The 26,840-nt window shown below is 62.9% G+C and carries 26 protein-coding genes; 11 read left to right on the top strand and 15 right to left on the bottom strand.

From position 1 onward, the window contains the following. Positions 1–109 precede the first annotated feature (109 nt). The 3 genes from ABDB81_RS24790 to ABDB81_RS24780 all read right to left on the bottom strand — a co-directional run bounded on the left by ABDB81_RS24790 (position 110) and on the right by ABDB81_RS24780 (position 4,403). Positions 110–2,602: an EAL domain-containing protein gene (locus ABDB81_RS24790; RefSeq protein ID WP_346813880.1), complete on the bottom strand. Its 2,493-nt coding sequence runs from the start codon at positions 2,600–2,602 to the stop codon at positions 110–112. Between the two features lie 188 nt (positions 2,603–2,790). Then, positions 2,791–3,348, bottom strand: coding sequence for a GNAT family N-acetyltransferase (locus tag ABDB81_RS24785; RefSeq protein WP_160474271.1), 558 nt, complete (start codon positions 3,346–3,348; stop codon positions 2,791–2,793). Further along, positions 3,345–4,403 carry a diguanylate cyclase gene (locus ABDB81_RS24780; protein WP_346813879.1) on the bottom strand — a complete coding sequence of 353 codons (1,059 nt, stop codon included), beginning with the start codon at positions 4,401–4,403 and terminating at the stop codon, positions 3,345–3,347. Before ABDB81_RS24780 ends, ABDB81_RS24785 begins: the two co-directional genes overlap by 4 nt. A 70-nt stretch (positions 4,404–4,473) precedes the next feature. On the opposite strand from ABDB81_RS24780, the gene ABDB81_RS24775 reads away from it, so the two are divergent. Both ABDB81_RS24775 and ABDB81_RS24770 read left to right on the top strand, forming a co-directional pair. Next, positions 4,474–4,782 (top strand): DUF1272 domain-containing protein, encoded by a 309-nt coding sequence (locus tag ABDB81_RS24775; protein ID WP_137927816.1) that lies wholly within the window; start codon positions 4,474–4,476, stop codon positions 4,780–4,782. Positions 4,783–4,890: 108 nt separating this feature from the next. Continuing rightward, complete coding sequence (locus ABDB81_RS24770; protein ID WP_137927815.1) at positions 4,891–5,244, top strand: DUF1428 domain-containing protein; 354 nt, start codon at positions 4,891–4,893, stop codon at positions 5,242–5,244. A gap of 11 nt (positions 5,245–5,255) precedes the next feature. Here the strand turns inward: ABDB81_RS24770 and catA are convergent, their stop codons facing one another. Genes catA through ABDB81_RS24735 form a run of 7 tightly spaced genes read right to left on the bottom strand, consistent with a single transcriptional unit; the run spans position 5,256 to position 10,747 of the window. After that, entirely contained in the window at positions 5,256–6,173 is a 918-nt protein-coding gene (catA, locus tag ABDB81_RS24765) for a catechol 1,2-dioxygenase (RefSeq protein ID WP_346813878.1), read from the bottom strand. Positions 6,174–6,204: 31 nt separating this feature from the next. Next, complete coding sequence (locus ABDB81_RS24760) at positions 6,205–7,266, bottom strand: phenol 2-monooxygenase domain-containing protein (RefSeq protein WP_346813877.1); 1,062 nt, start codon at positions 7,264–7,266, stop codon at positions 6,205–6,207. A gap of 18 nt (positions 7,267–7,284) precedes the next feature. Next, positions 7,285–7,647 (bottom strand): phenol hydroxylase subunit P4, encoded by a 363-nt coding sequence (locus tag ABDB81_RS24755; RefSeq protein ID WP_346813876.1) that lies wholly within the window; start codon positions 7,645–7,647, stop codon positions 7,285–7,287. A gap of 38 nt (positions 7,648–7,685) precedes the next feature. Beyond that, positions 7,686–9,221, bottom strand: a complete 1,536-nt coding sequence (locus tag ABDB81_RS24750; protein WP_346813875.1) for an aromatic/alkene/methane monooxygenase hydroxylase/oxygenase subunit alpha — start codon at positions 9,219–9,221, stop codon at positions 7,686–7,688. 25 nt (positions 9,222–9,246) lie between these two features. Next, positions 9,247–9,519 (bottom strand): MmoB/DmpM family protein, encoded by a 273-nt coding sequence (locus ABDB81_RS24745; protein WP_137927810.1) that lies wholly within the window; start codon positions 9,517–9,519, stop codon positions 9,247–9,249. Beyond that, the gene (locus ABDB81_RS24740; protein WP_137927809.1) at positions 9,512–10,531 is read right to left on the bottom strand and encodes an aromatic/alkene monooxygenase hydroxylase subunit beta; all 1,020 of its coding nucleotides are present in this window, start codon (positions 10,529–10,531) and stop codon (positions 9,512–9,514) included. Before ABDB81_RS24740 ends, ABDB81_RS24745 begins: the two co-directional genes overlap by 8 nt. A 27-nt stretch (positions 10,532–10,558) precedes the next feature. Further along, complete coding sequence (locus ABDB81_RS24735; protein ID WP_160474275.1) at positions 10,559–10,747, bottom strand: phenol hydroxylase subunit; 189 nt, start codon at positions 10,745–10,747, stop codon at positions 10,559–10,561. 339 nt (positions 10,748–11,086) lie between these two features. Between ABDB81_RS24735 and ABDB81_RS24730 the strand changes: the two genes are divergently transcribed. Then, the gene (locus ABDB81_RS24730; RefSeq protein WP_346813874.1) at positions 11,087–12,784 is read left to right on the top strand and encodes a sigma 54-interacting transcriptional regulator; all 1,698 of its coding nucleotides are present in this window, start codon (positions 11,087–11,089) and stop codon (positions 12,782–12,784) included. A gap of 4 nt (positions 12,785–12,788) precedes the next feature. Here the strand turns inward: ABDB81_RS24730 and ABDB81_RS24725 are convergent, their stop codons facing one another. From ABDB81_RS24725 to ABDB81_RS24710, 4 genes are all read right to left on the bottom strand, one after another. Then, positions 12,789–13,211, bottom strand: coding sequence for a rubredoxin (locus ABDB81_RS24725; protein ID WP_137927807.1), 423 nt, complete (start codon positions 13,209–13,211; stop codon positions 12,789–12,791). 99 nt (positions 13,212–13,310) lie between these two features. Then, entirely contained in the window at positions 13,311–14,609 is a 1,299-nt protein-coding gene (locus ABDB81_RS24720) for a gallate dioxygenase (protein ID WP_346813873.1), read from the bottom strand. A gap of 21 nt (positions 14,610–14,630) precedes the next feature. Continuing rightward, complete coding sequence (locus tag ABDB81_RS24715; RefSeq protein ID WP_160474278.1) at positions 14,631–15,959, bottom strand: aromatic acid/H+ symport family MFS transporter; 1,329 nt, start codon at positions 15,957–15,959, stop codon at positions 14,631–14,633. Between the two features lie 167 nt (positions 15,960–16,126). Next, the gene (locus ABDB81_RS24710) at positions 16,127–17,347 is read right to left on the bottom strand and encodes a LysR family transcriptional regulator (protein ID WP_346813872.1); all 1,221 of its coding nucleotides are present in this window, start codon (positions 17,345–17,347) and stop codon (positions 16,127–16,129) included. 130 nt (positions 17,348–17,477) lie between these two features. Between ABDB81_RS24710 and ABDB81_RS24705 the strand changes: the two genes are divergently transcribed. From ABDB81_RS24705 to ABDB81_RS24695, 3 genes are read left to right on the top strand one after another with little or no spacing between them, the layout of a single operon-like run. Continuing rightward, entirely contained in the window at positions 17,478–18,611 is a 1,134-nt protein-coding gene (locus ABDB81_RS24705) for a 4-oxalomesaconate tautomerase (protein WP_346813871.1), read from the top strand. A 9-nt stretch (positions 18,612–18,620) separates the two neighbouring features. Next, on the top strand, positions 18,621–19,646 hold the full coding sequence (locus tag ABDB81_RS24700) for an amidohydrolase family protein (RefSeq protein ID WP_346813870.1): 1,026 nt from the start codon (positions 18,621–18,623) through the stop codon (positions 19,644–19,646). 45 nt (positions 19,647–19,691) lie between these two features. Further along, complete coding sequence (locus ABDB81_RS24695) at positions 19,692–20,783, top strand: porin (protein ID WP_346813869.1); 1,092 nt, start codon at positions 19,692–19,694, stop codon at positions 20,781–20,783. Between the two features lie 172 nt (positions 20,784–20,955). Here ABDB81_RS24695 and ABDB81_RS24690 read toward each other — a convergent pair whose 3' ends face one another. Beyond that, entirely contained in the window at positions 20,956–21,717 is a 762-nt protein-coding gene (locus ABDB81_RS24690; RefSeq protein WP_346813868.1) for a hypothetical protein, read from the bottom strand. Positions 21,718–21,913: 196 nt separating this feature from the next. On the opposite strand from ABDB81_RS24690, the gene ABDB81_RS24685 reads away from it, so the two are divergent. From ABDB81_RS24685 to ABDB81_RS24665, 5 genes are all read left to right on the top strand, one after another. Next, entirely contained in the window at positions 21,914–23,137 is a 1,224-nt protein-coding gene (locus tag ABDB81_RS24685) for an FAD-dependent oxidoreductase (RefSeq protein WP_346813867.1), read from the top strand. 260 nt (positions 23,138–23,397) lie between these two features. Next, positions 23,398–24,660 (top strand): flavin-dependent oxidoreductase, encoded by a 1,263-nt coding sequence (locus ABDB81_RS24680; RefSeq protein WP_346813866.1) that lies wholly within the window; start codon positions 23,398–23,400, stop codon positions 24,658–24,660. A gap of 30 nt (positions 24,661–24,690) precedes the next feature. Beyond that, a complete protein-coding gene (locus ABDB81_RS24675) occupies positions 24,691–25,836 on the top strand; it encodes an ABC transporter substrate-binding protein (RefSeq protein ID WP_137927799.1) in 1,146 nt (381 codons plus the stop codon). Continuing rightward, complete coding sequence (locus tag ABDB81_RS24670; RefSeq protein ID WP_346813865.1) at positions 25,833–26,318, top strand: DUF3237 domain-containing protein; 486 nt, start codon at positions 25,833–25,835, stop codon at positions 26,316–26,318. The genes ABDB81_RS24675 and ABDB81_RS24670 overlap by 4 nt, the downstream gene beginning before the upstream one ends. Positions 26,319–26,321: 3 nt before the next feature. Beyond that, a complete protein-coding gene (locus ABDB81_RS24665; protein WP_346813864.1) occupies positions 26,322–26,819 on the top strand; it encodes a MarR family transcriptional regulator in 498 nt (165 codons plus the stop codon). Positions 26,820–26,840 lie beyond the last annotated feature (21 nt).

Here is a 26,840-nt window from a genome sequence, read left to right as displayed (position 1 = left end):
CATCAATCCGCGACCTGTCTCAATTTGAATCCCCTGCCCTCACCCCCGCCCCTCTCCCACTTCGTGGGAGAGGGGAGAAAACCGATCGCGATACGACACGTAAGACGCTTTACCCCACCGTCGCCCGAAACCACGCCTCCATGGCTGCCGGCACCTCGCCGCCGCGTGCCAGCTTTAGCGCCTCTTCCTCGGGGACAGGTCGGCCCAGCAAATATCCCTGCCCCTCGTCGTAACCCTCTTCCCGCACCACCGCCAGTTGTTCCGGCGTCTCGATACCCTCTGCCGTAGTCCGCACGCGAAACGCGGCGCCCAGGCTGCGCACGGCGTGCAGGATGGCGCGGGCTTCTGTGCTGGTGGCGAGGTCCGATACGAAGGAGCGGTCGAGTTTGATCTTGTCGAAGGGGAAGCTGCGCAGGTAACTCAGCGACGAATAGCCGGTGCCGAAATCGTCCATGGCGATGCGCACGCCCATGCCGCGCAACTCGCGCAACATTTCCAGGTTGACGCGATCGTTGCGCAGCAGGACGGACTCCGTGATCTCCAGTTCGAGGCGCGACATCTGTACGCCAGCCTCCTCCACCGCGCGTCGCACGGCAGCAACGAGCGCCCGGCCCCGGAACTGCAGCGGCGACAGGTTCACGCCCACGCAGATGCCCGACGGCCAGCGCGCCAGTTGCCGGCATGCCTCGCTCAGCACCCATTCGCCAATGGGCACGATCAGTCCGGTCTCTTCTGCGAGCGGGACGAACTCGGCGGGTGACACCAGTCCATGCAGCGGATGACGCCATCGCACCAGGGCTTCGAAGCTGCGCAGGTGTCCCGAGCGCAAGTCGTAGATCGGCTGGTAGTGCAACTCGAATTGCCCGGCGGCCAGCGCGTGATGCAGCGCGCGTTTGCGTTCGAGCCGCACCTTCGTGCGGTCGCCTTCGTCTGCCGAGAAGAAGCGGCATGTGCCCGGCCCTTCGGCCTTGGCCTGATAGAGCGCCATGTCGGCCGCTTGCAGCAGATCGTCGGCGTTGGCGCCATCGGTCGGAATCATCGCGATGCCGATGCAGCCACCCAGCGTCACAGGCTCGCCATTGAGCCGGAACGGTAGCGACAACTGGCAGATGAGATGCCGGGCGAGATGTTCCACAGCTTGCCGGTCCGCAACCTGTTCCTGGATCACCACGAACTCGTCGCCACCGATGCGCGCCACGGCATCGGGTTCCGCCACGCAGTCGAGCAATCGCTTCGCCACCTGTTGCAGCACGATATCGCCCACGTAGTGTCCGAAGGCATCGTTCACGCCCTTGAATCCATCGAGATCGATATACAGCAGCGCGGAACATCTGGCCGGACAACTCGTGGCGATCGTCTGTCCGATCCGTTCGCGCCACAGCAGACGGTTGGCGATACCGGTCAGCGGATCATGGCGCGCCATGTGCGTGAGCGCCGCCTGATTGGCGATCAACTGCTGCTCGGCAAGCTTGCGTGCAGAGATATCGCGCAGGAAGACCGACAGCCCTTCCGCAGTGGGATACACATGCACCTCGTACCACGCCTCCAGTGGTTGCAAGTAATGCTCGAACACCACCGGCCGCTGCGTCTGCACGGCGCGCGCGTATTGCTGCGCGAACACACCGTGCCGTTCCTCGGGAAAGATGTCCCACACCGAGCGACCCAGCGCCGGATCGCGTCCCGCCATCGCCCGCCCCGCCTTGCCGTTGAAATACGTCAGGCGCCACGCATGATCGAGTTGCACCACGGCATCGGTGGTGCTTTCCAGTACGGCGGAGAGACGCGCGGCCAGTGCCTCGGTATCGCGTCGCCGCTCGGCCAGCGCCATATTGGCGCGCTTGCGGTCGTCCACATCCTCCAGCGTGCCGTACCAGAGCACCACGGCGCCATTCGCATCCAGACGAGGGGCCGCCCGCGCGCGAAACCATCGATAGCTGCCATCGGCCATCCTGACCCGATACTCGCGATCAAAATTCTCGCGGCTCTGCAGCGCGTGGCCCCATGTTTCCACCACGCTTGGCAGATCATCGGGGTGCACACAACGCCCCCATCCCTCGCCCAGCGCCTCTTCGGCAGGCATGCCTGTCAGTTCCGTCCAGCGCGGCGGGGCTTCGGTTACCTGCCCGTTTGCATCGGCGGTCCATGGAATCTGCGGATTCAGCGCGACGGCCCACCGGTAGTGCTCCTCGCTTTCGCGCAGTGCCTGCGCGAGCTTCTGCGATGCCGTGATGTCCGTGACCCACACCAGCAACAGTGGTTCTCGCGCATCGGGCATGGTCACCAGACGCTTGCGGGTGCGCAACACCCGACGCGCACCGTCGGGCCCCTGCACCGTCTCCGTGCTTTCATGGCCGACGCCCGTCGCAAACACCTCCAGATCGACGGCGCGATAGCGCTCGGCGCGCGATGCGTCCAGCAATTGCGCATCGGCATGACCCAGCAGTTCCTCGGCTGGACGCTGCATCAACGTGCACAGCGCTTCGTTGACGAACACCCACCTGCCCTGCCGATCCTTGAGCAGCAGAGGTTGTGGGAACTGCCAGAGCACGTCGTCGAATGCCGCGCGGATGGACGGCGCGTGCTTCGGTCTCCGATCATTCATATCGTGTGGCAACTTGTAGCCATTCAAAAACGCTCCCGCTGGCCTGGATGCACTGGTGTAACGAAGACATTACGCGACATGGACACTTCGCGGCAGCCTGTTTATCGGCATTCAGACGGGCGTTTTGATGGGATTTGCAACAGTCGTGCGGGATGCGTGGGATAGATCACGCGAAATGATGGCAAGGGTCAATCGGAGGGGAGCGGCGCGCACATTCTGTACAACACATGTCGCGCCAACCGATGTCCAGCGGGTAATGCCGGATGGTCAAAATCGCCATCCACGTCATGCCGCATGCCGAGCCGCTGCATGACGTGCTCGGAGCGTTGATTGACGGCGGCGGTGAACGACACGATCTCTTTCAGGCCGACGACCTGGAAACCGAAATCGAGTGCGGCGCGTGCGGCCTCGGTAGCGTAACCGTGTCCCCAGTGATCATGCGCGAGTCGCCAGCCAATTTCCACGCACGGGCCGAACGGCGGATGCCATTGCGGCACCGCCAGGCCGGTGAAGCCGATGAATCTGGATGTGGTCTTCAACTCCAGCGCCCAGAGTCCGAACCCGTGCTGCGCATGGTGCGCAACGATGCGGTCGAACAGCGCATCGCTCTGTGCGTCGTCGAGTGTGGAAGGAAAGCATGCCATCACGCGCGGGTCCGCGTTGATGGCGCGAAAGGGCACGCGGTCCGCTTCGCGCCATGCCCGCAGGCAGAGCCGCGCCGTAGGCGCTGGCGCGGCGGCGTTCAACGCGAATGCACCTTGAACGAATCGCCCTGCATGCCCGCGCGATCCACGGCGGCGATGCGGTTCCGGCCGTTGTCCTTGGCGTGGTAGAGCTGCGCATCGATCAGGTTCACGAATGCGGTGGCATCGGTGCGGTCACCGGGTACGATCGTTCCCACGCCGAAGCTGGCCGTGAGGCGTTGCTCGTAAGGCGAGCGCAAGTGGGGAATCGCGGCATCGGCCAGCAATTCGCGGCAGCGCTCGGCAATTTTCACGGCGGTATCGGCATCGGTATCGGCCAGCACCATCGCAAATTCCTCGCCACCGAAGCGGCCAAGGAAGTGGTCGCTGCCCACGGCCTCGCGCAGTACGGCAGCCACGCGCTTCAGGCATTCGTCGCCTTGCACGTGGCCGTAGTAATCGTTGAATGACTTGAAGAAGTCGATGTCCGTGATGATCAGCGAGAGCGGTGTGCCGGCCTGTTCCGCCGCCTGCCACTGGTTGGCGAGCGTGACATCGAACATGCGGCGATTGCCCACGCCCGTCAGGCCATCGGTGAACGACAGCCGCTCCAGTTCCTGCTGCAGTTGCGCGAGCTTCTCTTCGGTACGCTTGCGTTCGCTGATATCGAACATGAAGCCGATCAGCGACTCCACCTCGCCATTCGGCTTGCGCACCACGTGCACCACATCGCGCAGCCACACATAGCCACCGTCTGCCGTCAGCGCGCGGTAATCGGCTTCATGGTCGGTGCCCGCCTGCGATTGCGACACGCAAAAGTTCACCACGGCTTCGCGGTCATCGGCATGCATCCGGTCTGCCCAGTCATTGACCGTCTTCCATGTCGAAGGTGCCCATCCCAGCAGTTTCTCGATCTGCGGACCGATGTAGGCAAACTCCATCGTCGCCCAGTCGATCTTCCACGGAATGGCCTTGGTCGATTCCAGCAACGTCTGATAGACCGCGGTATCGTGCTCGCCGGGCGGATGTCCGCCAGGTGCCAGGCTCTCCTCATGGCGCAGGAAGGCGGCCCTGAGGGGGCTGTAGGCGGATTCGTCGCGGTCGTCGTGGGTCGTCATGGGAACCAGTCGCTTGCTGTGAGAGAAGGCGGCTATGATGGCACGAACCGATTCCCAGGAAGGAGAGACCATGCTCGAACTGCGCCCGACGTGTGAGAACTGCAACACTGCCCTGCCGCCGGCCTCCACTCAGGCCCGCATCTGCAGCTTCGAATGCACGTTCTGCGCGGATTGTGTGGACAATGTCCTGGGCAACGTCTGCCCGAACTGCGGCGGCGGCTTTGCACCCCGCCCTGTGCGTCCTGCCCGTGACTGGAAGAACGGCAACACCGTGGGCAAATACCCGCCGTCATCGACGGTCAAGCATCGGCCTGTGGATGCTGCAGTGCACGCATCGTTTGCGGCATCGTTGCGCGACATTCCGGCCGAGGATCGATAGCCCCGCGTCCGGCAATGCGATGCATGCCGTATCCGTCGCACGGCTTTTCCATGGACTATTCTCGAAGACCCTGCCCATCCAAATGATCATCGATCAAGGAGTCTACCCATGGCATATATCGACGGATTCTTGCTGGCTGTGCCCACGGACAAACGAGAAACCTATCGCGACGTGGCGGAAAAGAGCGCCGTGCTATTCAAGGAACACGGCGCGCTGAAGGTGGTGGAATGCTGGGGAGACGATGTGCCGGAAGGCAAGGTCACATCGTTCCCGATGGCCGTCAAACGCAAGGACGACGAGACCGTGGTGTTCTCGTGGATCTGGTGGGCGGACAAGGCGAAGCGCGACGCCGGCATGGCAGCCGTCATGCAGGACGCGCGCTTCAAGGAGATCATGGAGCCGATGCCATTCGACGGACAACGCATGATCTTCGGCGGCTTCGAGGTGATCGTCGACGCCTAGGCGTGTGAACACTACGCCGTGGCCACCGACCGCTGCCGCGCCACTTCCGCCTGCGGTGCCCCCGCATTGTCTGCATGGAGCGTGAAGTCGAAGCTGATCTTCGCGAACGGCCGGTCGGCGCCGGCCGCCTGCATCGCAGCCTGATCGTCCACGCGCGTCACTGCTGGCACCAGCCCCTCGCGTGTGGCGAAAGCAAAGTCGTCCCACAGGAACGGATCGCCATCGATATTGATTTGCGTAGTCAGCTTGCGGTGTCCCTTTGCGGAAACAAAGAAGTGGATGTGCGCCGGGCGGGTGCCATGCCGATCCAGTTGCTTGAGCAGCCGATCCGTCGTGCCATTGGGCGGCACGCTGTAGCCCACCGGCATGATGCTGCGGAAGCGATAGCGTCCTTGCTCATCGGTCACGATGCTGCGGCGCAGGTTGAATGCGCTTTGCGTGGGATCGAAGTGCGAGTAGTTGCCGAGCGAGTTGGCGTGCCACACCTCCACCACGGCACCCGGCAGCGCGTTGCCGTTGGCGTCCCTGACCTGTCCTTCCATGAACAGCAGTTCCCCTTCATCGGTGCCGTCGTCCAGGCGCGCTGCGCCCTGGGCCACGGGTGCGCCTGCGACATAGAGCGGCCCTTCGATGGTGCGCGGCGTGCCACCCGCGATACCCACCTTTGCCTCGGCCTCGTCCATGCGCAGATCGAGGAAATGGTCGAAGCCGAGTCCCGGCGCAATCAGTCCCAGTTCGCCACCCCGTCCCGCCTCGGCCAGGAAGTTGAGTCCCGACCAGAATTCCTCGGGCTGCACATCGAGGTCTTCGATCATGTAGAACAGGTCGCGCACCATCCGGTGCACGATCGCGGCGATGCGCGGATTGGCATGCTGGCCGGTGGTCTCCTCGATGTGGTTGAGCACCGCGTCGATCTGAATCTTGTCCATGGTTGTCTCCTTCGTGGGGTGGTCTTCGTTGTTACAGCGAACGGAACAGCGGACTGCGTATGGCCTGGCTGGCATCGGCGGCCGACAGGAACTTCTCGGTGAAGATGTCTTTCTCGAACAGCCTGCCTTGCATGAGCTTGGCGATGCAGGCTTCGATCATCGGCGGCGGCCCGCACAGGTAGGCACGCCAGCCGCGAAAGTCGTGGCCGAAATGGCTCGATGCCACGTCATGCACGTAGCCACGCTCGCCGGCCCACGTGCTGGCCTGTGGTTCGGCGGACAACACCGGTACATACGTGAAGTTGTCGTGCTGCTCTGCCAGCGCCGCGAACTCCGCGCAGTAATACAGTTCATCGACGGTACGCGCGCCCTGCACCAGCACGATCTGCCGCGTATCGCCGGATTCGAGCAAGTCCAGCACCATCGAGCGCGGACTCGACAGTCCCGATCCGCCGGCCATGAACACCAGCGGACGCGGATCGCTCTTGCGCACGAAGAAGCGTCCCAGCGGCCCGGACAACTGCAGCCGCTCGCCAACCTTCAATTGCTCGTGGATGTAGGTGGTGGCACTGCCACCGCGCACCAGCCGGATGTTCAGTTCGATCTCGTCGGACGATGGCGCGGAGGCAATGGAGAACGCCCGGGGCGCTGCTTCCTTGCCGATCCAGACATTGACGTACTGGCCCGGCTGGAAGCGCAACGCCTCGCCACCTTCGATACGAAGGAACACACCCTTGATCGTAGGGGTCAGCGATTCGATGCGCGTGACTTCCGCCGTGAAGTCCATCAGCGGCAAACACTCATGATCGGGGTCGGGCTCGATGTCCGCTTCGATGGTCATGTCGGACAGCAACGTGGCGCAGCACGCCAGGCACTTGGCTTCCTCGCGCTCGAAATCCATCAGCGCAAAGGGCGATGCTTCGCCGTGTTCGATCTCGCCGTCGAGCGTCTGGACCTTGCAGGTGCCGCACAGGCCGTGACCGCAGGCATGGGGCAGCCAGACACCGGCTCGCAGGCACGCATCGAGAACCGTCTGGCCCTCGGCCACATCGATGGTTTGTCCCAGCGGTTCGATGGTCAGTTGATAGCTCATGACAATCTCTCCCTCGCTTCAGTTGCAGGAGCCGGCGATGCCGCGCAATTCCGGCGTGCGCAGCCGCAGCAATGACTTGTGGCCCAGCCCGTTGTCGATGAGGCTCGCTTGCGCATCCGGCGTGAACGGCGTGTTGCCGCGCAACCACTGGACTGATGTCCAATCGATGACAACGCCTTCGGGATGTGCACCCAGCAGCGGCACGATCACGTTATCGACGAGCACGCTGAACGGCATGTCAGGCGGCAACGGCAGTGTGAAAGGACTGCAGAACAGGCGATGCTGATCCCAGCCGAAGTACACAAGCTGGTTGCCTCCAAAATTCTCCACGCGATCGCGGACCTCACCCGTGTAGCCGGGCGCTAATGCAATGACTGGCATGATGTGTCTCCGTTGTCTTGTCGAGCGTGCGTGCGTGCTTATTCGTGACCCGTCCAGCGCTGCCAGTTCGCCCGGTCAGGCGAATCCGCGTAGTCGCCGCGGTCTTCGGGGTTCAGGTGATACCAGTCCAGCACCTCGGGAAGCGTGGCGCCACCGCAGTTGCCCTGGAAAATCTGGTGCACCGGCAACCACGCCTGCACATATTTCTCCGGTTCATCCACGAAGATGTCGCGGCAGCCATCCGAACAGAAGTGGTAGTGATCACCGTTGTGCTCGGCCTCGCGATAGCAGATCTGCGTCGGATCATCGGGCTCGGTGAAGGCCATCGGGATCTGGCAGATCTGGCACAGCATGGGCAGGCCCGGATTGGTCCAGCGCTTGCCGGCTTCCTGTTGCTGCTTCCAGTAGTCGAAGCGCGGCCGATAGTGTTCGTCGAAGCTGTCCGGATACTTCTGCGCGAGCCAGTCCATTTCATTGGGCTCGGGCACCCACGTATGGATGGCCGCCGCATGGTTGAAGTTGTAGAAGATCGACCACGCGATGTGCGAAAGGTGATCCTTCTCCTTGGCGGCCTGCTCGTGATACTTCGGCATGCGGATGCCATAGCGCGCCAGGTCGGTGAACAGCGCGCCACCGTTCTGCTCGAAGTAGATCTCCCACGCTTCCTTCCAGCTCATCACGCGCTTCGGACACATGTAGTCCATCATCATCGCCACCAGCGTCAACAGCCGATAGCCGCGCCAGAACCACTTGTCGATCCACTTCTGGATGATCGGCAGGTTGGCGGGGTCCTGCTCCAGCATGAACTTGACCACTTCAAGGCCCAGCGTCATGTGCCGCGATTCATCGGATTGCGCCGAGAAGCCGAACGTCACCGTGGCCATGTCGCCGTTGTACGCGGCGCCCGACATGAACGGCATGAACAGCAGGTTGGTCAGCACGTATTCGAACGAGAACGAGATGGCCGTGATGAACTCGAACGGCCCCGCCGTCATGGCATCCTCGAAGTACGACTTCGGCACCGACAGATACCAGAGGCGATCATGCAGATGGCGCCAGTCCGAGAAGCCGTTGAAGAACTTGTTGTAGTGGCTGATGGTGTGGATCTGCGTCTGGCAGTGGCGCAGTTCGTCGATCGATTGCATCTGGCAGGCCACGCGCGCACCCACGCCGCGCAGGCTGCGGCCCGTCATGGCGAAGCCGCGATGCGCCGCGTATTCGAGCGGCGAGACACCCGTCAGGAACAGCTTCAGCGCATTGACGTAGCGGGCGTCGCTGACATTGAGCTGGCCGTTGTTCTGCTGGAAAGCATCGATGATCGCGTAGAGCTTGCGTTCCTTCTCGGACTGGAATTTCCAGTACGAATCCATGGTCAGGCGGAACGGGTCTTCCCAGCCGTCCCAGTCGTGAATCACGATGCCTTCGAACTTGTCGTGCGGGAACACGCGGTCCATCGGCTGGTAGGTGGTGTCCCATCCCAGGTCGCGCGTCAGGATCGCGTATTTCTCACGGATCGACAGCTTCGGCTTGACGGCTGCCCGTGCGGCCGCTGCGGTGGCGGTAGTGGTGGTCATGGTCTGTCTCCTGCGCAGTGCGCGCTCAGTGCCACGCGAGCACGAATGCGTCTTCGGTTTCGTCGATATTGCCGGCCAGCGAGATCAGGCCGAGTTGCAGTTCCTGCAGATCCCACGCGCGGCCAATGCGTTCTTCCACGCTGGCGCGATGGATGGACAGTCGACCCGGGGCGTCGATCTTCACCATGGCGGGGTAGCGATGCACCGTGGCGTGCGGGTTGTCCTCTACGATGGCGTCGATCACGGCGCGCATGTCCTCGGTGGCTTGCAGGGCGATGAATACAGGTGCGTTACTCATGGTGGTCTCCCGATTCGGACTGGCGGGTTAGGCCGAGGCCGGACAGGCGCTTGTTCAGCGCATCGACGGCGCTCGCCAGTTCGGCCTCGCCATCCGAGCCGAACAACCGCAACGACAAGGGCCGCAGCGCGTGCGTGAATCGATCGAGCCATTCGAACGCGAACCCTGCGATGACGGCAGCGTTCTCCGGGCTTTCCTGCGCGGCCGTCTTGACCGTGGCGTCCACCCAGCGTGTGGACTCCGCATACCAGACCGCCATGAAATCCGTCACCAGCGAGAAGGCCGGGTTGGTGGCCGAGCGGTAGCGATCGAACTGCTGGTACACGAGTGGATAAACGAGACCATCAAGTACAAGGTTCTGCGCCACATGCAGTTCGAACCAGTCATCGCGCACGAGCAGGTCTTCCGAGGCGTGGCGCAGCGGCTGCCACGTCATGTCTTCCATCCAGGCCGTCTTGGCCTGCTCCACGGCCTCCTTGTCGCCGATCACCAGTCCCAGGCGCGTCAGATACTGCGCGATGCCGAGGCGATCCATCGTATGGAACATCGCCGCCTGCGTGATGGCCGAGCCAAAGCCGTACGCGGTAATCGCGGCGTTGTTCATGTTCGCCGCCCACTCCAGATGGCGCAGCGGCACGACACCCGTCATCAGCACGTCTCGCACGTCTGCAGGCAGCGCGCCCAGCAATCCGCGCTTCTCGACGAACTCGAAGTTCTTCTCCATCGCATCCTGCTGACGGGCACGCGCGTTGACGTAGGCACCATAGAAGTACTGACGGGGGTCCTTCAGCGCGTACCAGTCCTGCATGACCACGCGGGTGCGGCGTGCATCGTAGAGTTCGTACTGCGGTTGCCAGAGCGGACGATAGTGAAAGCTCGTCACCGGCTGCAGGTCGAACATGGCCTCTTGATAGCGCGTGGCTGGCTTGTCAGCACCGAGTCGCCGCGCAATATGGGCGAAGGTTTGCCGGATCGGACTGACGCTGCTGTCGGTCCGGATATCGATTTGCATGGCTGTCTCCTGGTGTTCTTGTGGGCTTCAAATACGATCTGACGGGGCGGGCAGTGTTTGCGCAGACTGATCGACGCAGAACTGCTGGAAGTGCGCGGGCGGCATCACCAGCTCCACGAAGATGGCCGGGTCACCAATCGAAAATTCGAACTCGACCCAGCGCTCGTCGCGCTCGACCACACGCACATAGCGCTGGTCCTTGAGGGAAAGGGGCATGTCTCGCTCCGGTTGCGTTGCACGCGCCGTTTGGCGGCGCATTTTTTTTGAAGTCTTGTGCAGGACCTATAGCGAGCGGCGTGCCAGCTGACGGGAAGCGTTGTGGCACAAGGCTTTGCGGCCGATTCCTTGCGATGCCGGGCGACAAGGCGGCTTGATCATTTGATGAGGTGATCAGGGCCGATTTCATCAAATGATCAAATCGGCGTTCGCTGCGTCGCAACATGCGTGCGAGGGGCCGCATTTGCCCCGATGCGGCGATAGAAAGGCGCATGCTAGGCTTGCGAAACAACGAGGCGTTTCATGAGAAAACGCCCGCAGGTACTCCGGAGTGAGAGGATGACAACGCCCCCAAAGCCGCCCCCCAGGCAGCCCGAACAACCGTCGCAAGACACCCCTGACGCGCCTCACGCGGGACCGGATCTTTTCGATCTGGCCTCCCTGCTGACCATCGACGCCAAGGCCGCGCAGATCCGCCTGGGCGAATCGCGCATGGTGCTGATGCATACGGAAGCGCTGAGCTATCTGCGCCGCGAGATCCTTGACACCCTTGGACTGGAGCGCGGCAAGGGCCTGCTGATCCGCATGGGCTACGCGCAAGGCATGCGCGACGCCGAGATGGTCAAGCGCGAACGCAAGGAAGAACTCGCGAGTTCACCGCACGAGGCATTCCTGTGGGGTCCGCAGTTGCATATGCTCGAAGGCGTCACGCGCGTGGAACCCGTGCGACTGGAGGTGGATCGCGACACCGGCCACTTCTACGGCGAGTTTCTCTGGAAGGATTCGTGGGAAGGCGAAGCGCCGTTCAATGAAGAACTCGCCCGCGAAGAGGCCGGCTGCTGGGTGCAGCTTGGCTACGCATCGGGCTATTCGAGTACCTTCATGGACCGGTTGGTCATCTACAAGGAAACCGAGTGCGCGCGGCGTGGCGATGAACAGTGCCGCATTGTCGGCAAGCCTGCCGAGGCATGGGACGACGCCGAGTATCTGAAATACTTCGAACCCGATTCCGTCATCAGCGACCTGCTCTCGCTGCAGCAGGAAGTCAGCACGTTGCGCGAAACGCTGTGCGGGGCCAACCAGGGCAACCTGATCGGCCAGTCTCCTGCATTCCGCGAGGCATTCGCGTTGTTGTCAGCCGCTGCCGACAGCCACATCACCGTGCTGTTGACTGGCGAAACCGGCGCGGGCAAGGAGATGTTCGCGCGCTGGCTGCACGACAACGGACCGCGTCGCGAGCAGCCATTCATTGCGGTCAACTGCGCGGCGATTCCGCATGAACTGATCGAATCCGAACTGTTTGGCGTGGAGAAAGGCGCCTACACCGGTGCGCAGCAATCGCGTCCGGGACGCTTCGAGCGCGCGCATGGCGGCACGCTCTTTCTCGATGAGATCGGCGACCTGCCACTCGCCGCGCAGGTCAAACTGCTGCGCGTGTTGCAAAACAACGAGGTGGAACGACTGGGCGGGGTCGAGGCACGCAAGGTCAACGTACGGCTGATTGCTGCGACCAACGTGAACCTGGCACAGGCGATCAAGCTGGGGCAGTTTCGCGCAGACCTGTTCTATCGGATCAGTACGTATCCCGTGTCGATCCCCGCATTACGCGAGCGCAAGGACGATATTCCGGAACTGGCACAGGCGTTCATCACGCGTTTCAACGCGCGCTATCAGAAGCAGGTGCGCGGCCTGACGGGCCGCGCACGCGACGCGCTCACGCAATATCCGTGGCCCGGCAATATCCGCGAACTCGAAAACATGATCGAGCGTGGCGTGCTGCTGGCGTCGCCCACGGGCATGATCGATGTGCCACACCTGTTCGCGAGCCAGCAGGCCGGCGCAGACTGCCCGGATGCCGGAGAGGATACCGATGCGCAGATCGAGCGACTGCTGAACCAGGGGCTATCGTTGCCGCAGATCGAGGCAAAGCTGATGCAACTTGCCATGACAACCACGCGCGGCAACCTGTCGTCGGCCGCGCGCATGCTCGGCATCACGCGGCCACAACTGGCTTATCGATTGAAGAAAGACGCTTAAGCGCTCAGAACTCCACCATCGCGAAGTCTTCCTTGCCGACATCGCACTCCGGGCAGCGCCAGTCGTTGGGGATGTCTTCCCAGCGCGTGCCGGGTGCGATGCCATCCTCGGGCCAGCCTGCGGCTTCGTCGTAGACCCAGCCGCAGATGATGCACACCCACTGCTTGAATTCGGTCTCGACGGCGGGCGCTTCGCTTTGCGCCGTGTTGCCTGCGCTGCTCACGGCCTTGTCGCCTGCCGGATCTTCGAGGCTGAAGACGAGCGGTGCAGCGGTGCCTTCGGTGGCGCGTGCCAGATGGCTTTGCAGGCGCTCCAGCAGGGCCTGGGCTTCCTCCAGCGAGAGATCGACCCAATACGGATCGCCAGCGCCATCGTTCAGGCGTTGCGGAGAAAACTGAAGTTCGACGGAAGTGCCTTTCGTGTACATGCGGGGGCGAGTGCAGAGTGGAAAAGAAAACAGCGCCGTATATGGCGCCGATTTCTCAAACTTCAAGTGACCTGCATGTCATCTCGTCACAAGAAGCGTTCAGGTCTTTCCTTGCGAGAAGCTGCCGCTCACCTGCCCACCCGCCACCGAATACAGCGCACCGGGCGCGTTACGCGTCTTCTGGAAATCTTCCAGCGACTGTCCGCGCATGGCCGCATAGATGTGCAGGTTCGACACACCGCTGACGGCACCGAGCTTCTCCAGCAGGAAGAAGATGACACCGTAATGAATCATGCCGCGCCAGTCGCGCCGCGTGATGAGATCGCGTTCCTCATCGGTCAGTGCAGCGTCTTCATACGTGGCAACGGGCTCATTGCGGAAGCGCTCGCGGAAATCGGGATCGATCAGTTGATGCAGATATCGATTGATGCGATACGCGCGCACGCTGGTCTCCAGCGTGAATGGGTACGTGCCTTCCAGCGCCTCGATGCCCTTCAATTGATGACCGATGTGTTCGCGCTGGATTGCTGCGCGATCGGCAATCGCTGCATCGTCTTCGGTCTCCGCATCCTCGTACACCGCCACCGCAATACCGGTCATCGACGGCAGGTAGTAGTCACGATGCAGGCATCGCACGTGTTGGCCCATCGCACCGCGCATCACCATCCACATCACGACCTCGGCGCTCTCGAAACCACCGCGCTTGGCAAACTCGGCATGCGTGATGTCGAGCAGCGTCTCGGGCTCGCGCTCGAAGCGGTCGAGAAATTCGTGATCCCACGCGGTGTTGTTGAAGCCCGCGCGCTCGCCATGCACCTGATGCGACAAGCCACCGGTTGCCACCACCGCCACCTTGAGATCCTCGGGAAAGCTCTCCACCGCGCGACGGATGGCCTGGCCGAGCTTGAAGCAGCGTCGCGCGGACGGTGCCGGGAACTGCAGCACACCGACTTGCAACGGCAGGATCTTGACCGGCCATTCGCCGTCGTGCGGCAGCATCACCGACATCGGCGAGAAGCATCCGTGGTCCAGCGCCTTGTCCTGGAAGAACGACATGTCGAACTCATCGGCCACGAGCGATGCGCCGACATGCCGCGCCAGCGCAACGTGTCCGCGCGCCGGCGGTAGTGCACGCCGGCCGCCGCCTTCGTCAGCGGCTTCGTACTGTTCGCCGATGCCGAGTGCAAACGCCGAGTAGTGATCGAAGAAAAACGACGTGACGTGATCGTTGTAGATCACCAGCAATACGTCGGGCTGCTTCTGCGCCAGCCATTCGCTGACTGGCGCATAGGCCGCGAAAATCGGCGCCCACGCGGGGTCCTGCTGCTTGCCCGCATCGAGCGCGAAGCCGATGGTGGGCGTATGGGATGACGCGATCGCGCCGATAATCCTTGCCATGTCTTTTCTACCGTAACAACTTCAAGCCGTGACCGGATGCGGTTGTGCCTTCCGGGTCGAAACAATGGAGATGGCTGCGAGCGTGGCGGGAATGGCCAGCACGGCAATCACGGCACTGAACGTCCATCCCATCGACAACAGCACGCCGCCTGCCATCGAACCGGTAATGCTGCCAAAGCGACCGATGCCGAGCATCCAGCTCACACCCGTGGCGCGCACCGGCGTGGGATAGCACTGCGGTGCGAAGGCGTTGAGACCGGTTTGCGCACCGCTCATGCAGAAGCCCGCCAGCAGCACGTATGCGGCGAACATCGACGATGTGACGCTGCCCGATGCCAGCAGCAGGATAAACACCGCCCCCATCACATACGATACGCCGATCACGCGGTTCGGTGCGAAGCGGTCCATGCAGTAACCCACCACGAGCGCACCAACGGTGCCGCCCAACTGGAACAACGCCGTGAGATTGGCCGCGCGCTCGATCGGCAGGCCGGCATCCTTGATCAGCGTGGGCAGCCATCCACTCAGCAGATAGATCACCAGCAGGCCCATGAAATACGTGGCCCACAACGCCAGCGTCATGCTGCGGAAGCCCGACGACAGCAGCGTGCGCACCGGCTGCTTGCCAGACACCGGCGGCTCGCTGAGCGTGAACGTGGTGCCATCGGCAATATTGCTGCCCACTACGCGACGCAGCGTGCGGGCGATACGATCCGGCGACGCGTTGCGCACCACCATGTAACGCACCGACTCCGGAATCAGCAGCATGTAGAACGGCAGGCAGATCAGCGGAATCGCACCGCCCACGATCAGCACTGCGCGCCAGCCATGATGCGGAAGAATCGCGGCGGCACCAAAACCCACCAGTGCCGAACCGAGGTTGAAACCCGTGAACATCGTGGCCAGCAACATGCTGCGCGAACGCTCGGGCACATACTCGGACAACAGCGTCGTGGTGCTGGGCATGGCAGCACCCAGGCCCAGGCCCGTCAGAAAGCGCAGCAGCGACAGCGTGGCCACGCTATCCGCGAAAGCACACAGCAGGTTGAACAGGCCGAACAGGAAGATGGATACCAGCAGCAGCTTCTTGCGGCCAAAGCGGTCGGACAGCGGTCCCACCATCAGCGCACCGGCTGCGAGACCGAGCGGTGCCGCGCTCATCACCAGACCGAAGGCCGCTTTCGAGATCCCCCATTCGCGGGTGATGTCCGGTGCCAGAAAGCCCATGATCGCCACGTCGATGCCATCGGTGGCCACAATCAAAAAGCACAGCACCAGCAGCAGCCACTGGTAGCCGGACATCTTTCGTTCGTTGATATGCTCTCGAATATCGAGCCGTTGGGTTGTCATGGTGCCGTCTCCTGGCGTTCCGCGGCGCCGTACGCAGCGGAATCTCGTTATCACATCGCTAATCGCCGCGAGCGCGGCCGGCCATGCACCCCCTTGCACATGGCAACGGCAGTCTACGTTTTGGCAGGATTCGCAGTATTGCTTTGTGGGGCGCGCTGCGTTGCCTTTTACTTATCGGATGGGGTTTCCATGGATTGGCTCGCCTGTCGCAGCGCGGCGATCAGGGCATCGGCACCCGGCGAGAGCCGCGCACCGGCGCGCGTGGTGATACCGATGCTGCGCGTGGTGTCGCGCAGGGGCAGATCCAGCTCGCGCAGCCATCCTGCGTCGATCTCGTGACGCAACTGGTGTGCGGACAGCGCGGTCACCATATCGCCCTGCAGCAATAGACCGCGTACCAGCGCCAGATCGCCGGTTTCCACCAACGGCTGCGGCAGCGCAAGCCCGCGCGAGGCGAACACGCCATCGAGCGCCTGCCGCGACGGCGATGCGGCACGTGACAGCACCCATGGAAATGGCGCGAGTTGCTCCAGCTTGAGCCGCTTCTTTCCCGCAAGCGGATGCGCTGCGCGCGCGATCAGCGCGATGCGGTCGGCAAACAGCACTTCCGTGGCAAGCCCCTGTGACGGATGCGGACGTAGTGCGCCGAGAATGAAATCGATACGTCCACTGAGCAGGCCCGCTGTCAGTTCCTCATAGGGACTTTCCAGGGTCTCGAAGGACAGGCGCGGGTGGCGACTATGTACATCGGCAATCGCCATCGGCAGCAGCAACGTACGGCCCAGCGGCAACGCGCCGATGGTGACAGCGCCTACGAGCACCCCCTGCAACGCGGCGATATCGGCGCGAATGTGACGCAGATCCGCCAGCGCACGCTCGAAGCGCACCACCCAGCGGCTTCCCACGTCGGTCGGCACCATGCCGCGCGCCGTGCGTGTGAAAATCGGCTGGCCCAGTGCATCTTCAAGACGCGATATCGCCTGACTGACCGCCGATTGCGAGACGTCGATGGACGCCGCAACGCTGGGCATGTGATGGACTTCGGCCAGCAGTGCCGCCACTTCGAGCCGGCGCTCGTTGTGCAGTGCTTCCAGACTCGCCACCGTGACGCCGGGACGCGTGCGCAGCCGCACGGCTTCCTCGCGCACCTCGCGCAACGCCGCCTCGATATGGCGCGCCCGCTCCAGCACGATCTCTCCGGCGCGCGTCAGCAACATGCCGCGCCCCTTGCGCTCGAACAGCGCCACGCCAAGCGTCTGCTCCAGCGCAGCCACCGAACGCGCAATGGCGGACGATGCCCGATGCAGCGTTTCAGACGAGCGGCGCACGCCGCCGGCCGCTGCCACACCGGCAAAGACGTGAAGGTGATGCAGGCTGACTGTCTCCATGTCGTTCACTTTCTCGTTCTGTTCTTGTCCCCGCGATAAGCAGATTAGAACAATTGTCCCGCGACATCGCAACCAAGGATTTGTAGCCGCCGCTGATACTTGCGAGCACTGAACGACCTTGCACCACGCCATGACGCCCTGCCGAGAATCCGATCTGCGCGCCATTTCCTGCACCCTGATGCGGGGTGGCACGTCGCGCGGACCATTCTTTCTGGCCAGCGATCTGCCGCAGGACATTGCCACGCGCGACCGCGTGTTGCTGGCCGCGATGGGCAGTCCCGATCCCCGACAGATCGATGGACTCGGCGGCGCGCATCCGCTGACCAGCAAGGCCGGTATCGTCTCGCGCGGCACGCCGGGGCATGCCGATCTCGACTTCACGTTCGCGCAGCTACAGCCGAATGGCGACACCGTAGATACCACGCCCAACTGCGGCAACATGCTGGCCGCCGTGCTGCCCTTCGCCATCGAGCGCGGCCTCATCACGCCGCAGGGCGATGTCACGCGTGCCCGCGTCCACACACGCAACACGGGCATGCTTTGCGATATCACGATGCAGACGCCGCAAGGCAAGCCACGTTTCGGTGGCGATGCGCGCATCGACGGCGTGCCCGGCACTGCTGCGCCCATCGTGATCGACTTCCTCGATACCGCTGGTTCTGTCTGCCGCGCGATGCTGCCCACTGGCAACGCCATCGATACGCTGACGATCCCCGATCCGCACAGCGGCAAGCCCTTCAGCGTGACCGCCACGCTGATCGACAACGGTATGCCGATGGTGCTGATCCGCGCCGCCGATCTGGATCGCACCGCGCGCGAGGCCGTGGCCGATCTCAATGCCGATACGGTCTTGAAGCAACGCATCGAAGCGTTGCGGATCGTGGCGGGCGAAGCCATGGGACTCGGCAACGTCGCCAGCAAGAACTATCCGAAGATGTGCCTGATCGCATCGCCGCGCGATGGCGGCAGCCTGGCCACGCGCTGCTTTATCCCGCGCGTCTGTCACGACGCGATTGGTGTGCTGGCAGCAATCACGGTCGGCACCGCATGCGTGTTGCCCGGCACCGTCGCCGAAGGTGTCGCCGTGATCGACGCCGGCCCGATCCATACGCTAGGCGTGGAGCATCCCACCGGCGCCTTCACCGTCGAACTCGAAACCGATCCGGCGCGTCCCGGAACGATTCTCCGCAGCGCGCTGGTCCGTACGGCGCGTCCCATCATGCGCGGCGAGGTGCTGGTGCCATCCAGCGTCTGGCCTGACTGACACCTGTTCATGATCATCGATTGCCACGGCCATTTCACTACGGCCCCTGCCTCCCTCGAAGCCTGGCGCCAACGCCAGATCGCCAGCCTGACTGCGCCGGAGCTCGCGCCTTCCATCGACGACCTGCGCATCTGCGACGATGAACTGCGCGACGCTATCGAAGGCAACCAGCTACGTCTGATGCGCGAGCGCGGCGCGGACCTGACGATCTTTTCGCCGCGCGCCTCGTTCATGGCACACCACATCGGCAATGCAGAAACCAGCGCCACATGGGCGGCCATCTGCAACATGCTCTGCCATCGCGTGGCGCAGCTATATCCCAAGCATTTCGTGGGTGCGGCCATGCTGCCGCAGTCGCCCGGTGTGGATACGCGCACATGCGTGGCCGAACTCGAACGCTGTGTGCGTGAATACGGATTCGTCGGCGTGAATCTGAACCCCGATCCGTCTGGCGGACACTGGACCTCGCCACCGCTTTCTGACCCGTACTGGTTCCCGATCTACGAAAAGATGGTGGAACTGGACGTGCCCGCAATGATCCACGTCAGCACGAGTTGCAACGCGTGCTTCCACACCACAGGGGCGCACTACCTGAACGCCGATACCACAGCGTTCATGCAGGTGCTGACCAGCAACCTGTTCCAGCGCTTTCCCTCGCTGAAGTTCGTGATTCCGCATGGGGGCGGCGCGGTGCCCTATCACTGGGGCCGCTTCCGTGGGCTGGCGCAGGAACTCAAGCTGCCACCGCTGCAGGATCACTTGCTGAACAACGTGTTCTTCGATACCTGCGTCTACCACCAGCCCGGCATCGATCTGCTGACGCGCGTGATCCCGGTGCGCAACGTGCTGTTCGCCTCGGAAATGATTGGCGCGGTGCGTGGCATCGATCCCGAGACCGGTCACTACTACGACGACACGCGCCGCTATATCGACCACGCCGCACTGTCCGACGAGGACCGTCATCTGATTTTCGAAGGCAATGCGCGACGCGTCTATCCGCGTCTCGATGCGCAACTGAAGGCACGCGGCATGTAGCAACCGATCGATTCATCCAGAAAAAAATCAACGGAGGAGAGAGAAATGAAACTGCGCCACCTGGCGTTGTCCATCGCGCTTGGCTTGCCCGCCATCGCACAGGCCCAGTCCGTGACGCTCTATGGCGTCGTGGATACCGGCATCGAGTATCTGAATCACGTCGGCACGGCCAGCAATTCCGTGGTGAAGATGGCCAACCTGAGCGGCACCGTACCGTCACGCTGGGGCCTGCGTGGCACCGAGGACCTGGGCAGCGGCCTCAAGGCCAATTTCGTACTCGAATCGGGCTTCGCGCCCGACAGCGGCGTGACGAACCAAGGTGGACGACTGTTCGGCCGGCAAGCATGGGTAGGGTTGAGCGGCAACTGGGGACAGGTGAGCCTGGGCCGCCAGTACACGATGATGTTCTGGGCCATGCTCGACACCGACATTCTCGGACCCAACGCCTACGGCTCCAGCTCGCTCGACAACTACCTGCCCAACGCCCGCGCAGACAACGCCATTGCCTACAAGGGCAAGTTCGGCGGCTTCACGGTGGGCGCCACCTACAGCTTCGGACGCGATAGCGTGAACGCGGGACCGAGCCCGTCCGGCACGAACTGCGCCGGAGAGAACGCCGCGGACAAATCCGCGTGCCGCGAATGGTCGGCGATGCTCGGCTATGAAACCAACTGGTGGGGCATTCTGGGCGCGTACGATTCCCTGCGCGGCGGCCCCGGTGCATTCGGCGGTCTGACGTCGAGCGAGTTGAAGGATGATCGCGCCACGCTCGGCGGCTACATGCTCGTCGGCCATGCCAAGGTCGGCGCCGGCATACTTGCCCGCCGCAACGGCGCGCTCGCCACACCGCGCAGCAATATGTACTACGCGGGGCTGGCCTACGACATCACGCCGCAAATCACGCTGTCTGGCGAGGCGTTCTACCTCGACTATCGCCACAGCTCGGACCGCGCCTGGCTAGGTGCGGTACGCGCCAGCTACGCGTTCTCCAAGCGCACATCGGTCTACTCGACGCTCGGCTACATCAACAACAGCGGCAACCTCGCCCTCTCAGTGGACAGCGCATCCACCGGCGCCTCACCCGTGGCCGGCGCCTCGCAGCTCGGCGCAATGGTCGGCATCAAACACGTCTTCTGACCCTGTTTCGGCACGCAGGGTGCTCTGCTTCCCCCGCCCCGCCAGTGCTGGCGAAGCGGGGAATTTTTTTGTCGTGTTTGATCTGGCACCGTTGCGATGACGGATCGACTCATGCACAATCGCGTCACTGCCCTAATCTGTCCTCTCCCGGATGCATATGCCGGTGATGACTCTAGGTCGATTGGCCCGCCTTGTGCGGGCCAACATTTTTTTGGGCACCTACGTTTTTCCTCCCCGATGCCACCTTTGCGTGGCGACCGTCACGCGTCGCCGTTTGCTGCATGCTGGCACGCAACGTCTCCCACTCGTCCCATACCATCGATACGCGATTGATCCTTGCCAGCCACGGATAGAGATCGCCATGTATCCACATCAGCATTTCCAGTCCATCGCCATGCAGCGCAATGGCATTCCCCTTCTCCCATAGAATCGGTTCGTGGTGGAAGGTGCGATTGCGGAGGTACCGCAGCCGGTTCAGTACAGAGGAAATGATTGAACGTTTCCGCTTCTCCTTTGGGCAGTGCGGAAAGACGAAGCGCAAGGCTGACCACAGTTCCTCCTGATACTCAGCATTGAATAACGTGGTCCAGAAGCCGAACGTCAGTTCGGCAACGATCTTGTCCGGATGTGGTGTCTCACGCCGTCGCTGTAGGCGCACCCGCACATCGGCCACGTCTGAAGTCAACCGCGCAAATCTGTTGTCACCCCGCCAGGCGTTCCACCAGTCACGGCGCCCATAGTGCCGGGACAACTGCTGATGAACCGCATTGCGCAAGGCGACCTCCACGGTCCCAAGGAAAGGCGTCAACGCCTCCGACAACAACACATTCTGCCGATACGCCACCATTGCGAACCCTTCATCCCCGTGACATCTCGCCCGATAGCGCGAGACCCGGGGTTCCGAGAAAATCCGTTCAAACTGCTCCCACTTCACGATCCAACCCCTACACAGCCAGTGAAGCGAAAATTGGAGCACTCATGGTCCGCGGAATCCATGAGACAACTCTGCAAGTAGGCCCTGCGACGAGCCTTTCAGAAAGATCTCACTCCGTCTCTCTATCCGATTGTCCATGCACCATCCTGGCGCGCCCTCTTGCCCTGCGGCGCAATCGGCAGTACCGTTTCGCGCCATGAGCGCTCCCACTCCCTCCTCTGATAATTCCGCCGTGCGCGTCGCGGTGATTGGTGCCGGCATCGTCGGCAGTTGCATTGCGCTGACGCTGCGCAAGCGCGGTGCCGCCGTGACGCTGATCGATCGCGAAGGTCCGGCCAGCGGTTGCAGCTTTGGCAACTCCGGTGCGATCAGCGTCAGTTCCATTGCCCCACTGGCGATGCCCGGCGTCTTGGCGTCGGTGCCGAAGATGCTGGTCGATCCCGATAGCCCATTGCATTTGCGGCTCGGCTATCTGCCTGCGGCGGCGTCGTGGCTGACACGCTTCGTGCTGTCCGCTTCGCCGGATCGCGTGGAGCAGGCGGCCAGCACGCTCGCCGCGCTGCACGCTGGGTCCATCGACAAGCACGAGGCGCTCACGCGCGAAGTGGGCGTGCCGGAACTCTTCCTGCGGCGCGGCCATCTGCATCTGTATCGCGATGCGCAGGCGCTGGCCGATGACAACGCGGCGTGGCAGTTGCGTGAGCGCTTCGGGTTCCGTTTCGAGCGGCTCGACCGTGCGGGCATCGACGCGCTGGAACCCGGTGTTGCGCCACACTATCAATCCGCCATCTACCTGGCCGATCACGCCACGATCCTCAATCCCGCGCGTTACACGCAAGCCATTGCCGCCGCGTTCATCAACCGTGGCGGAGACTTCCTGCGTGACGACGTTCAAACGCTGCAACGCGACGGCGAACGCTGGACCGTCACGGGTACGAGGGGTACGCACACCTTCGATCATGTGGTGGTGGCTGCCGGTGCATGGTCGCGCAAGCTGCTTGATCCGCTTGGCGTGCGGCTGCATCTCGAAAGCCAGCGTGGCTATCACGTTCAGTTCACGGGTGCGCGCGATGTCGTTTCGCGCACCGTCGTGCTGACCGATCAGAAGATCTTTGTCACGCCGATGGAAGGCGGATTGCGCGTGGGCGGCACCGTGGAGTTTGCGGGATTGAAGCGTCCGCCCGATCCCCGCCGATCCGCGATCCTCGAACGCATTGCACGCGAGACGTTCCATGGACTGGATGGTCGTTCCGTGACAACGTGGATGGGCCATCGTCCCTGCATGCCCGACTCGGTGCCGGTGATTGGCGCGGCGCCGGGTCAGCGTCACCTCTGGCTCGCCGTGGGCCATGGACATCTGGGACTGACCGATTCGATCAATACCGCCGAGCGCATTGCCGGTGCGTTGCTGGGCACGTGACATATCGGCCAGCCAGTCAGGGAAATCGCTAACTCTCTCCGCGAGTAATTAGTTATACAGTAGAACAATTCAGCGGCAGGGTAGTTGCTCCCCTCTCCCCCTGGGAGAGGGGTTGGGGGTGAGGGCTGGAGGTTCTGCTTGCCAACCACGTCGCAATTCGCGCGGCCGGCCCTCACCCCCGCCCCTCTCCCGCAAGCGGGAGAGGGGAGCACACCGCGAGCTAATCAAGAATCTGCGGGTCAAAATCGCGGAGGAGACATATGAAGATTGCAATTGCCGGCGGCGGCATTGGCGGGCTGACGCTCGCCCTGCTCTGTCATCGCCATGGGCTCGATGTCGAGGTGTATGAAGCCAGCGAGTCATTGCGTCCGCTGGGCGTCGGCATCAACCTGTTGCCGCATGCCGTGCGCGAACTCTCTGCGCTGGGTCTGCAGGATGCGCTCGCGCAGATTGCCATCGAAACGTCTTCGCTCTCCTACTACAACAAGCTCGGGCAACGCATCTGGCATGAACCGCGCGGGCGTGCGGCGGGTTACGACTGGCCGCAGTTCTCCGTGCATCGTGGCGAATTCCAGATGCTGCTCTACCAGACCGCGCGGGAGCGGCTTGGTGTAGATCGCATGCATACCGGGCATGCGCTGGAGTCCATTGTCGACACGGGTGGTACATCGAACGCGCCCGCCCGATTCACGCTGCGCCGTCGCAGTGACAACGCGCTGGTGGAAGCAGAGGCGGATGTGCTGGTCGGTGCCGACGGCATTCATTCCGCAGTGCGGCGGCACTTCTATCCCACGGGCGATACCCCGCAGTTCTCGCGTCGCTTGCTGTGGCGTGCCACCACCGATGCGGCACCGTATCTCGATGGCCGCTCGATGTTCATGGCCGGTCATCAGGACCAGAAGTTCGTGGCCTATCCCATCTCTGCACCCCTGCACGCACAGGGTCGCTCGCGCATCAACTGGATTGCCGAATTGCGCGTGCCCGATGACTATCCCGATTCGCCGCCGCGCAGTGACTGGAACCGCGAAGTCGACAAGTCCGTGTTCCGCGCCGCGTTCGAACAGTGGCGCTGGGACTGGATCGATATTCCCGCGCTGATCGACGGCGCGGGAGCCATCTACGAATTCCCGATGGTCGACAAGGACCCGCTGCCGCGCTGGACGTTTGGCCGCGTCACGCTGCTGGGCGACGCCGCGCATCCGATGTATCCGATTGGCTCGAATGGCAGCGCGCAGGCCATCGTCGATGCCCGCTATCTGCTGGATTGTCTGCTGGGCGAGCGCGATATCGGCTATGCCCTGCGTGAGTACGAGGCCGAGCGGTTGCCGCGCACGGCCGGCATCGTGCTGCGCAATCGCATGAACGGTCCCGAGCAGGTGATGCAGCTTGCCGAAGTGCGCGCGCCGCAGGGCTTTTCCAATATCGACGATGTGATTCCACGCAGCGAGCTTGAAGCCATCTCCCAGCGCTACAAGACGCTGGCAGGCTTTGGGCAGCAGCAGTTGCAGACGCCTCGCCCCTAGCTCATTCCCATAAGAAACGGAGAGACAACCATGCCCCAGTTCCGCATTCCCCGTGCCTGCATTGCCCTCGCTGCATTGAGCATCGTCAGCGGTGCCGCCCTGGCCGACGTGACCGTTGGCGTCAGCATTGCGTCCACCGGCCCATCGGCTTCGCTCGGCATTCCGCAGAAGAACACCATGCCGTTCCTGCCCGAGACCATCGGCGGCGAGAAGATCCGCTACATCGTCATGGACGATGCCTCCGACCCGACACAAGGTACGAAGATTGCGCGACGCTTTGTCTCCGAGGACAAGGTCGACATCATCCTCGGATCGTCGGCCGTGGCGCCTTCGATCGCGATTTCCGAAGTGGCCGACGAGAGCCAGACCGTGCAGCTCGCGTTCTCGCCCATCGAACTGAAGCCGGGACGTGGCGCATGGACGTATCGCCTGGCGCAACCGGTCAGGCTGATGGCCGATGCCGTAGCGACCGCTGCCAAGGGCAACGGCGTGAAGACCGTGGCGTTCATCGGCTTTGCCGATGCCTATGGCGAGACCTGGCTCAAGGAGTTCACCGCTGCCGCCGAAACCAACGGCATCCGCGTCATTGCGGCCGAGCGTTACGCGCGGTCGGACACCAGCGTGACCGCGCAAGTGCTGAAGCTGATGTCGGCACGCGCCGATGCCGTACTGATCGCGGGTGCTGGAACGGGTGCCGCGCTGCCGCACACCACGTTGCGCGAGCGCGGTTATACGGGTCCGATCTACCAGACGCACGGCGCGGCCACGCGTGACCTGATCCGCATCGGCGGCAAGGCTGTGAACGGTGCAATCCTGCCGGCCGGTCCCGTGATCGTGGCGGAGCAACTGCCCGCGAGCAGCGAGGTCAAGAAGCCGGGCATGGACTATGTGACACGCTATGAGAAGCAATATGGTCCCGAGACGCGCACGCAGTTCGGCGCGCATCCATACGATGCCGGTCTCGTGTTGCAGCGTATCGTGCCGGTGGCGTTGAAGAAGGCGAAGCCGGGTACGCCGGAGTTCCGCAAGGCGTTGAAGGATGCGCTGGAAAGCGAGCGCAACATCGTGGTATCGCATGGCGTGCTCAACTACACCGCGCAGGATCACTTCGGCTTCGATCAGCGCGGACGTGTGCTGCTCACCATCGAGAACGGTAACTGGAAGCTGCTCAAATGACGCCGGATATCGCCACGCCGACGCTGGAGCACATTGCAGACTTCAACTTGCAGGTGGCGCCCCCTACCGAGGTTGGCGTCACGCCACTGGGCCAGCGCCGCGTGATCCCGATCCTGTCGGGTACCGTGCGCGGACCGCGCCTCAACGGGCATGTCGTGCCGGGTGGCGCAGATTTCCAGTTGATCCGGCATGCGGGTGGCGATGATGTCACCACCGCCGACATCGAGGCACGCTACGTGCTGGAGACGCATGACGGTGCGCGCATCTACATCGTCAATGCAGGGGTGCGCAGCGGCCATGCCTCGGTCATCGCGCGCCTGAATCGTGGCGAACAGGTCGATCCGGCCGAGATCTACTTCCGCACGGCACCGCGCTTTGAAACTGCAGCGCCGCAGTATCGATGGCTCATGCAGCATCTCTTCGTCGCCTCCGGCGCACGCTTTCCCGATCGCGTGGAATTGCGTTACTTCATGGTGCGCTGACGCATGCCCTCTTCCCGCAAACCGCGCGAGACGCTGGCCCCCGACCCTGACACCGGCCACTTCGAACCGCATGTCCCCGATGTGGACTACGGCGTGCTCGATTCACTGATCGGATATGCGATCCGCCGTGCGCAGATTCGCGTCTACGAAGATTTCGTTTCATCGCTCGCTGCGTGGAACATCACGCCCCCGCGTTTTTCTGCGTTGCAGATCATTGGCCGCAATGCGGCATTGAAGCTGACCGACCTCGCGCAGATCCTTGGCATCGCACGTTCCGGTGCAGTGTTGCTGGTGGATGCGCTGGAATCGATGGGACTCGTGGAGCGTTTGCCATCGGCAACGGATCGGCGCGCGTATGGGCTGGCGTTGACTGACGCAGGAAGGCAGACGCTGGAGGACGTGACCGCAGCAGTTTGTGCGCATGACGCGCGGATTGCTGCAGGGTTGTCGGCGGAGGAACAGGGAGTGTTGAAGGGGTTGTTGGAGCGGTTGGGGCGTTGACGCGGCCTCTCCTCCGGTTTT

The organism is Cupriavidus sp. DL-D2 (assembly GCF_039710735.1).
Classification (GTDB): domain Bacteria; phylum Pseudomonadota; class Gammaproteobacteria; order Burkholderiales; family Burkholderiaceae; genus Cupriavidus.
The sequence above is the reverse complement of the archived record's forward strand: the minus strand, read 5'-3'. Positions and strand labels throughout refer to the sequence as shown.

Excerpts from the sequence above, each read along its gene's own strand:
- ABDB81_RS24790 (WP_346813880.1), bottom strand. The coding sequence starts at position 2,602 with ATGAATGATCGGAGACCGAAGCACGCGCCGTCCATCCGCGCGGCATTC.
- ABDB81_RS24780 (WP_346813879.1), bottom strand. The coding sequence starts at position 4,403 with ATGACGACCCACGACGACCGCGACGAATCCGCCTACAGCCCCCTCAGG.
- ABDB81_RS24775 (WP_137927816.1), top strand. The coding sequence starts at position 4,474 with ATGCTCGAACTGCGCCCGACGTGTGAGAACTGCAACACTGCCCTGCCG.
- ABDB81_RS24770 (WP_137927815.1), top strand. The coding sequence starts at position 4,891 with ATGGCATATATCGACGGATTCTTGCTGGCTGTGCCCACGGACAAACGA.
- catA (WP_346813878.1), bottom strand. The coding sequence starts at position 6,173 with ATGGACAAGATTCAGATCGACGCGGTGCTCAACCACATCGAGGAGACC.
- ABDB81_RS24760 (WP_346813877.1), bottom strand. The coding sequence starts at position 7,266 with ATGAGCTATCAACTGACCATCGAACCGCTGGGACAAACCATCGATGTG.
- ABDB81_RS24755 (WP_346813876.1), bottom strand. The coding sequence starts at position 7,647 with ATGCCAGTCATTGCATTAGCGCCCGGCTACACGGGTGAGGTCCGCGAT.
- ABDB81_RS24750 (WP_346813875.1), bottom strand. The coding sequence starts at position 9,221 with ATGACCACCACTACCGCCACCGCAGCGGCCGCACGGGCAGCCGTCAAG.
- ABDB81_RS24745 (WP_137927810.1), bottom strand. The coding sequence starts at position 9,519 with ATGAGTAACGCACCTGTATTCATCGCCCTGCAAGCCACCGAGGACATG.
- ABDB81_RS24740 (WP_137927809.1), bottom strand. The coding sequence starts at position 10,531 with ATGCAAATCGATATCCGGACCGACAGCAGCGTCAGTCCGATCCGGCAA.
- ABDB81_RS24735 (WP_160474275.1), bottom strand. The coding sequence starts at position 10,747 with ATGCCCCTTTCCCTCAAGGACCAGCGCTATGTGCGTGTGGTCGAGCGC.
- ABDB81_RS24730 (WP_346813874.1), top strand. The coding sequence starts at position 11,087 with ATGACAACGCCCCCAAAGCCGCCCCCCAGGCAGCCCGAACAACCGTCG.
- ABDB81_RS24725 (WP_137927807.1), bottom strand. The coding sequence starts at position 13,211 with ATGTACACGAAAGGCACTTCCGTCGAACTTCAGTTTTCTCCGCAACGC.
- ABDB81_RS24720 (WP_346813873.1), bottom strand. The coding sequence starts at position 14,609 with ATGGCAAGGATTATCGGCGCGATCGCGTCATCCCATACGCCCACCATC.
- ABDB81_RS24715 (WP_160474278.1), bottom strand. The coding sequence starts at position 15,959 with ATGACAACCCAACGGCTCGATATTCGAGAGCATATCAACGAACGAAAG.
- ABDB81_RS24710 (WP_346813872.1), bottom strand. The coding sequence starts at position 17,347 with ATGGAGACAGTCAGCCTGCATCACCTTCACGTCTTTGCCGGTGTGGCA.
- ABDB81_RS24705 (WP_346813871.1), top strand. The coding sequence starts at position 17,478 with ATGACGCCCTGCCGAGAATCCGATCTGCGCGCCATTTCCTGCACCCTG.
- ABDB81_RS24700 (WP_346813870.1), top strand. The coding sequence starts at position 18,621 with ATGATCATCGATTGCCACGGCCATTTCACTACGGCCCCTGCCTCCCTC.
- ABDB81_RS24695 (WP_346813869.1), top strand. The coding sequence starts at position 19,692 with ATGAAACTGCGCCACCTGGCGTTGTCCATCGCGCTTGGCTTGCCCGCC.
- ABDB81_RS24685 (WP_346813867.1), top strand. The coding sequence starts at position 21,914 with ATGAGCGCTCCCACTCCCTCCTCTGATAATTCCGCCGTGCGCGTCGCG.
- ABDB81_RS24680 (WP_346813866.1), top strand. The coding sequence starts at position 23,398 with ATGAAGATTGCAATTGCCGGCGGCGGCATTGGCGGGCTGACGCTCGCC.
- ABDB81_RS24675 (WP_137927799.1), top strand. The coding sequence starts at position 24,691 with ATGCCCCAGTTCCGCATTCCCCGTGCCTGCATTGCCCTCGCTGCATTG.
- ABDB81_RS24670 (WP_346813865.1), top strand. The coding sequence starts at position 25,833 with ATGACGCCGGATATCGCCACGCCGACGCTGGAGCACATTGCAGACTTC.
- ABDB81_RS24665 (WP_346813864.1), top strand. The coding sequence starts at position 26,322 with ATGCCCTCTTCCCGCAAACCGCGCGAGACGCTGGCCCCCGACCCTGAC.